Source organism: Acetitomaculum ruminis DSM 5522, from assembly GCF_900112085.1.
Lineage (GTDB): Bacteria > Bacillota > Clostridia > Lachnospirales > Lachnospiraceae > Acetitomaculum > Acetitomaculum ruminis.
This window is the reverse complement of record NZ_FOJY01000034.1, coordinates 2,027-8,366: the sequence shown is the minus strand read 5'-3', so window position 1 is coordinate 8,366 and position 6,340 is coordinate 2,027. Positions and strand designations below refer to the sequence as shown.

Annotated in this window: 5 protein-coding genes, 2 tRNA genes and 1 riboswitch; all 7 genes read right to left on the bottom strand. The window is 31.7% G+C overall.

The window, feature by feature from the left end; genetic code table 11:
- Nucleotides 1-278, bottom strand: a 278-nt coding sequence (locus tag BM153_RS13195) for a hypothetical protein (protein ID WP_143088318.1), incomplete at its 3' end; no start/stop codon positions are given.
- Between the two features lie 183 nt (nucleotides 279-461).
- Nucleotides 462-549: riboswitch (cyclic di-GMP riboswitch) on the bottom strand.
- Between the two features lie 1,028 nt (nucleotides 550-1,577).
- Complete coding sequence (locus BM153_RS13190) at nucleotides 1,578-2,690, bottom strand: CobW family GTP-binding protein (RefSeq protein WP_092874937.1); 1,113 nt, start codon at nucleotides 2,688-2,690, stop codon at nucleotides 1,578-1,580.
- 349 nt (nucleotides 2,691-3,039) lie between these two features.
- A complete protein-coding gene (locus BM153_RS13185) occupies nucleotides 3,040-3,267 on the bottom strand; it encodes a hypothetical protein (RefSeq protein ID WP_092874934.1) in 228 nt (75 codons plus the stop codon).
- Between the two features lie 743 nt (nucleotides 3,268-4,010).
- Nucleotides 4,011-4,241: a hypothetical protein gene (locus BM153_RS14240; RefSeq protein WP_330392169.1), complete on the bottom strand. Its 231-nt coding sequence runs from the start codon at nucleotides 4,239-4,241 to the stop codon at nucleotides 4,011-4,013.
- Nucleotides 4,242-4,635: 394 nt separating this feature from the next.
- Nucleotides 4,636-4,773, bottom strand: coding sequence for a hypothetical protein (locus BM153_RS13815; RefSeq protein ID WP_177205724.1), 138 nt, complete (start codon nucleotides 4,771-4,773; stop codon nucleotides 4,636-4,638).
- Nucleotides 4,774-6,054: 1,281 nt separating this feature from the next.
- Nucleotides 6,055-6,128: transfer RNA gene (locus BM153_RS13170), tRNA-Arg, on the bottom strand.
- A 123-nt stretch (nucleotides 6,129-6,251) separates the two neighbouring features.
- A tRNA-Leu gene (locus BM153_RS13165) sits at nucleotides 6,252-6,338 on the bottom strand.
- Between the last annotated feature and the right edge of the window lie 2 nt (nucleotides 6,339-6,340).

The following is a 6,340-nucleotide window of genomic DNA, read 5'->3' as shown; positions in this document are numbered from 1 at the left end:
CATAAGTAATTAGCGTTTGGATTGTATTCCAATGTATTATGTTTGTAGTTTCCGCTTTGCCAATTGCTTATATCGCTAATATCTGATGCTTCAAGCATTCCACCTAATGTACCCGGTGTAACTGCTGCCTTAGAATTTTCTACTGTGATTTCTTCTACTACTGCTTCAAGCTCTGCGCTTTCTGCCTTAACTGTTATACTTCCAAAATTAACTGTTGAATTAACTGAAACAAAACCTGCAAGTACTAAACCCATTAACCTTAAACCTTTTTTATTCATACTTTCGTCCTCCTTAGACTATGGAAAATTACTTTATGAACGAAAAAAAGTCCTGCCATAAATTTTAAGGCAAGACGCTTTTACTGAATATTATTAATCAGGTTTACGATTGTTTCCCAGACCCCGTAACCGATAATTAGTTCCCAACCAACCAATTATTTCAAGATTAATAAACAAATTAAATTCGGTAACTGACTGTCATAGTATCTTTTGATACCTTAGACTCTAAGCTTTGCGTCCCATCCTTTCGAATGGTTTGCCTTTTCGTTCAATGTAATTTATTTAATTTTTCTCTTGTTTTTTCTTCTGTGTTTAACCTCTTTTGTTCTTTGTTCTTTGTTTTTTGTTTGTATGGTCATATTATCATACTATTTTCCTATTTTCAATAAAAAATCTGTTTTTTTAGAATTGTTTATAATCACTTAATCGCCTCTGCAGGTATGACACTTTTCCCGGTACTTTTGACCTGGTTTTTAAGGGAGTTATAAAGTAAATATAAACTTGCATTGTTTTCATTTGTTCCAATGTCTATAAAACCATTTCTATCGCAAAAACTATTCTAATGGCATTCTCCAATAAAAATGTAGCTTTCTTTCAACAACCATCAGTTGTACTTGCATATACAATCTACGGACACCTACTATTTTATTCAGATTTTTGTCCCCCCTCCCTAGGTCTATTTTTAGTATCAATCAACAATTTGATAGCAATATTACTTAGGATATGTGCTTCAAATAAAACTTCTCCTTAAGGCAAATATATATTGTCTGTATACAGCACTCTTATATTTGATAAATGCATCAAAAAATCTCTTACTGACAAGCTTATTTTATTGCTTACAACTAGCAAAATAGCTAACTGATACATCAGAAATTTTACATTATTTATTCTAATTAAAAATCTACCAAAACCCTAGTAAATACTCCATTCTTAAATCCACTCCGCTACTTTCCAAAAAACAAATAACATAAAAATCACTTTTAAATTTAAAATCATTTATATTAGAAAAACAATTCTAATCACATGCACCAATAAATATGTAACTTTCTTTCTACAAACATCAGTTGTTCTGGTATCTAGAAAACCATTTCTATCACAAAAACTATTCTAATGGCATGCACCAATAAATATGTAACTTTCTTTCTACAAACATCAGTTGTTCCGGCATTGAACTGCTAGCGAGCAAAGATTTTCGAGACAGTTATATCTATGTACAGTCTCAGCTCCTATCATGATTTTTTCAATCCAATTATGTTAAATACTCCAAATTCCTCACAAAAACTATACACTACTTAAAATTTAACCTACATTTTCAATTGCATCATACAAAAGCTTGACTATATCAGCCTTTTCATAACCTTTACCTATAAAAACAACTTGATTACATCTGTCGCCATAAAACTCATCCCAGTCATCTTTAATATCTGGAAAATCTTCCACCAACTTATCAAGCTCTTCTTTTGGCCATGCCGACACCCACTCTGACAATTCAGTTATAGAAGCATTTCTCCCAGCCTGCTCAAAAAGCTGTATATGTTTCCAATCATCCGAAAACCAAACATATCCTTTGGTACGAATAAGTTCTTCTGGATATTTCTCAAGAAGTTTATTAAATGCTTCCCTATTAAAAGGCATTTTCTCTTCAAAAACAAAAGAAGTAATACCATATTCATCAACGCAAGCCTTCTCATCCTCATGTTCACAGTTATTTAATGCTCTTTGAACTGCACTATAAGCTTCAACCTCATCAAAGTCAAAATCCTCGTGATTAAGCAGCAACTCCAAGTCAACTTCACCATTTACACATTCAATCATTTCTGCCTCCTGCTGGAGACCTCGAAGACCTTCCTTTACCTCATTAAGCTGTTCTTTGGTAAGCAAATCTATCTTATTTAAAACCATCAAACTACAAAATTCAATTTGATCCATAATAAGATTTATAACATCTCCATCTTTAGCATCCGACTCAGAATTTAAATTATGAAGAAATTCTTTGTAAATTCGGTCAACATCTACTACAGATACAATAGTTTTAAGATAAACCCTCGTATTTTCTGTCATTTCTTCATAATTAATAAAAGCCCCTGCAATGGAAGAAGGTTCGCTGATACCTGAAGCTTCTACAAAAATTGCTTCAATGCTTTTATCTGCTGCCAGTCTTTCAATTTCATCCATAAACTCATCCCGTAATGTGCAGCAAATACAACCGTTTTGCAATTCAACCATTTCAACCTGGGACACACGATTACCGTTTTTATTTAAAATAGATGCATCGATATTTATGCTTCCCATATCATTAACGATTAGTGCAATTTTTCGCTTTTCCTGTTTCAAAATATTCTGCATTAACGTTGTTTTTCCAGACCCCAGATATCCGGTTATTATCACTATAGGCACTTCTTTTGTAGACATATTTCTTCCTCCAAAACATAATTTTTATTCAGTTGTTTATTATATCACCGTTTTTCATTAAGTCAACAATTTTTGCAAAACATTTGCAAATTAAAACTGTTTTCAAAAATTGATATTTAAAATTAAGCAAAGGAATAATATGAAATAGATAAATACTAATAAAAATAGGTAGTAAAAATGCTCTTGCAAATTTTAAATATTCCATTCCAAGCACTATTTACTCGCGCTTCTAGATACAATTGAAAATTTCTTACAAGCAATGGTTAGTATCAACACGTTATTATTTTATTTAAAAACATTAACCAATCTTATAATTCTATAACATAATACATTTGTTAGTCAGCGTCACTTACGCAACACTTACTCTAACCGGCTGAAACGCTACACCCTGTATCCCATCAGATGTTACATTAGTGAAGACTTTCTTCATTATCTGATATGCTCCGTTTACATCAGCATTTATCTTAATTCCGTTATTACTTACAATTCTTCTGAACTTATTATAGTTTGCTTTAACAGGTTCTTCGTTATCTAAAAAGCTCGCGCCACTTGTATCTTTTTCATCTTTGAGAATCACATTCAAGCCTATTTTTTGAACTTTATACTGAATTATTATATGAATTGTATATGAGAAATTCTCAGGAACGATTGATTAACTTGTTTACTCATTGATAATTTTTGCTTCCATTCTTTATTATTGCCAAATACAATGGAATACATTACATTAGCAACGACATAATTGTATAGAATCTTACTGGCTATATACATATAATCATCTATTTTTGTAATTTCTATTGTTTGCAAGCCAATCCATTCTGCATGTGTATGCGTAATCACTATTATTCATTCTTTTGAATATTCCGCGATATTGGGCTATCAGTATTTGTTTAATATGAAATTGACAATATTACTTGACACTTTTCTTGCATATCCAATTATTTATGTAACTTTTTTCTCCATAGCATCATAATATCTTTTTCTCTTGATCATAGTCGGCAACCCATCATTAGATGTGCATATTCTCCTATTATTCCAATAACTGATAAAGTATCTCCAGATCATAAGCTTAAGTTTCCTCACAGTACACTGAGTGGTCTTAAGTCCTCTGGAGTAGAACAGCTCATCCTTCATCCTAGCCCACATGCTTACGCATCTGGTATTGTCATGACATCTGCCACCAGCACTCTTCATGCTTTGGGTGATTCTATATTTGTTGATATTTTTGCGATATAAATCGCTTGTGTACTGCGTACCTCTGTCACTATGGACTATAGCTCCTTTGATACCAGGAAAGGACATATAGCTTACCATCACTGCCTTTTAATTCAGATATATCGGTAACACATTTTTTAATGGTTCATCTGTATAGAAGTCTCTCTTTATAAAATCATCAGACTTCTGAGCCTTTTTATCAACCACCGTAATAGCTTTAGGAGTATATTGGGGCCTGTGACTTATTCCCAACTCTTCCATGATTCTATAAATGGTTCTTTCTCCTGAAACATGGAAACTAAAATCATCTTCATTCCTAAGATTGATTACCTCGAACATACGCAGTTCTTCCATATGTATCGATTTGAAAATCTTCTTTATAGATTTCTTCCATTTCATCAGTGATATATTTGTATTTCCATGGCTGGTCTTTCCTCTTCAAATAGTTGTAAAAGGCTTGCCTTGTAACTATTAAAATTATACAGTAGACAGAAATCTTACCCTTGATTTTGCTATCGTCAGTTCTAAGAACAATACACTTTAATCGCTCGTTTTTCCAGACTTCCGAAAGCTCGCTGCAAAAAATTGTTGCGTCAGGTAGAATTTCATTTTCTTCCTTGAGCCTTTTATTCCCCCATGAGAGCTCTTTTTTTCTAAAAGCATTTAATTCTTACACAAAAGACATGGCTTCTTTAGGAGTTTTATCATCGGAATCAAATCAATTTTACCCTGTTTAGCTGCCATTTTCCAACCATTTTACAGTGCTGGCAGCTATTCCCAATTCCTTTGCTGTTTTATTAATACCAATTTCTCCAGGAAGTTTGACAGCCTGAATTTTATATTCTAAGTCGTAGCTTTTTTGTGTGGCCATTTAGGTTCTACCTTATTCTCCAAATAACTAGAGAAAATATACTAGAATAATTTATCAAGAAAATGATACAGCATCAATTTATAATTATATTTACAAAGAAAAAACTCCCCTAATTTTTTTTAGGGGAGCGAGTTTCTCTTTAATTTTGTAGAATATATAGATAATCCGAACTCTGTTTTAGACTCAAAACTTCCATCCGGATTCTTAGATCAACACAATAATTATGGCAAGAAAAGACTTTTGATATATCTCTGAATTAGAATTCGAATGAGAATAGATTCGCTATCTTTTTTCTGATGAATGCCAGAAGTGAATTATTATGTTGTAAAGACCCATACTAAACTCGGTTTCATAACCTAACACCTAAACAACCTCACAATTTTAGATATATGGTTATAAAACCAAATATTATAGAAATTTATAATCCATTTTGGTATCTGCATCAAAAAAGTATATATAAACAGAAGAACGAGGCTACATACATCAATATATGTTAAATTCCTTATTAATTTAATTCTGAATTTTACTATGTTTATATAGAAGTAAGGGATCATATTTAAGAAGATTCTATTTACCTCTTAATTTAATTAATACACCTCTTACATATCAACGCTATATTTAGAAATTTGAATTTTCTCAGTTAAACTTTCCCGCAAATTCCATTGGATTATATTCAGTTAGTATCTCATATTAAAAATTTATCATAAAAATATACCTCAAATTATATTTATAATCATCTTAAAACTTGTCAAAAAAGCATACTTTTAAAACTTTCATATATGCTTTCATTAATTTATTTTATTTTTTTTAAGGATTTTACGAATCAGAAATAATATAATAGACGTGTTTAAACGCTACTTAGAATCCTTTATGCTATCGTTTCTTGGTAACATATGATTTAGATTTACTTGGAACAGTGTTATTATATTACAAATGTTTTATGATTTCAAGTACACTTTTTCACTAATATTAAAAATTTTTTTATTATATTTTTGTTAATATTTTATATTTTAAAGCCCAACCCCAATATGTTTAAATTTTTTGTTACTAAGTTCTCCCTGAAACACATTCAGCTTGAAAAATATCAATATTGCTTCTTTCTTGGATATAGATGCACATATTATAAATAGAATGATAACTTTTGGTATAGTACCTCTTTCTTAATTTAAAAATAAAAAATATTTTTTATTTTTAAATTATATTATATGATTTTTACATTGAAAGGTGCAAAAATAAAGCAAAAAAAGACTCCTCAAAAGAGGAATCAGAAGCATGAAGAAACGTGCGTGAGAGGATTCGAACCCCCGACACCTTGGTCCGTAGCCAAGTGCTCTATCCAGCTGAGCTACACGCACATATTGTACTACTAACAAAGTTACAAATCTCGTCAACCTCAGAAGCATGAAAGAGAGGTTGACTCGATTCGTAAACAAAACACATTGTATACTATTCAGGATTTAGCAGGAATAGATATACAGTGCCGGCGACCGGAATCGAACCGGTACGGGAGTATAAGTCCCGCAGGATTTTAAGTCCTGTGCGTCTGCCAGTTCCGCCACGCCGGCAT

Coding starts and splice junctions, on each gene's coding strand:
- BM153_RS13190 (WP_092874937.1), bottom strand. CDS start 2,690: ATGTCTACAAAAGAAGTGCCTATAGTGATAATAACCGGATATCTGGGG.
- BM153_RS14240 (WP_330392169.1), bottom strand. CDS start 4,241: ATGTTCGAGGTAATCAATCTTAGGAATGAAGATGATTTTAGTTTCCAT.
- BM153_RS13815 (WP_177205724.1), bottom strand. CDS start 4,773: ATGGCCACACAAAAAAGCTACGACTTAGAATATAAAATTCAGGCTGTC.